Origin of the sequence: Enterococcus raffinosus, assembly GCF_001886185.1 — a bacterium.
Classification (GTDB): domain Bacteria; phylum Bacillota; class Bacilli; order Lactobacillales; family Enterococcaceae; genus Enterococcus_A; species Enterococcus_A raffinosus.
Genome location: NZ_JXLA01000108.1, coordinates 1 through 787, shown reverse-complemented (window position 1 = coordinate 787; position 787 = coordinate 1). Strand labels below are relative to the sequence as shown.

The window sequence follows — 787 nt, the reverse complement described above, 5'->3', positions numbered from 1 at the left end:
GGTTCTGTTGCAAAGTTTTAAATCTACTATCAAATAAGGTAGAATAATAGAAAAAGATAGCAGGAGGAATGACGATGAATCATTTTAAAGGAAAGCAATTTCAGCAGGATGTGATTATTGTAGCCGTGGGCTACTATCTTCGTTATAACCTTAGCTATCGTGAAGTTCAAGAAATCTTATATGATCGTGGCATTAACGTTTCTCATACGACGATTTATCGTTGGGTGCAAGAATATGGCAAACTACTCTATCAAATTTGGAAAAAGAAAAATAAAAAATCCTTTTATTCATGGAAAATGGATGAAACGTACATCAAAATTAAAGGAAAATGGCATTATTTGTATCGAGCCATCGATGCAGATGGTTTAACCTTGGATATTTGGTTACGTAAAAAACGGGACACACAAGCAGCCTATGCTTTTCTTAAGCGGTTAGTGAAGCAGTTTGATGAACCGAAGGTTGTAGTCACAGATAAAGCCCCCTCTATTACAAGTGCCTTTAAGAAACTAAAAGAATACGGCTTTTATCAAGGGACAGAACATCGTACCATTAAATACCTGAATAATTTGATTGAACAAGACCATCGTCCAGTAAAGAGACGCAATAAATTCTATCGAAGTTTACGCACTGCCTCTACCACGATTAAAGGCATGGAAGCCATTCGAGGATTATATAAGAAAACCCGAAAAGAAGGCACTCTCTTCGGGTTTTCGGTCTGTACTGAAATCAAGGTATTATTGGGAATCCCAGCTTAAATCATAGATACCGTAAGGGATTTTATTCTTTA

General features: G+C 36.5%; 1 protein-coding gene. It reads left to right on the top strand.

The features are described from left to right. Positions 1-74 precede the first annotated feature (74 nt). Positions 75-755 (top strand): IS6-like element IS1216 family transposase, encoded by a 681-nt coding sequence (locus RV13_RS20400; protein WP_001015311.1) that lies wholly within the window; start codon positions 75-77, stop codon positions 753-755. Positions 756-787 lie beyond the last annotated feature (32 nt).

What these genes read in the sequence shown, in the direction of transcription:
- RV13_RS20400 (WP_001015311.1), top strand. Translation starts at nt 75, where the DNA reads ATGAATCATTTTAAAGGAAAGCAATTTCAGCAGGATGTGATTATTGTA.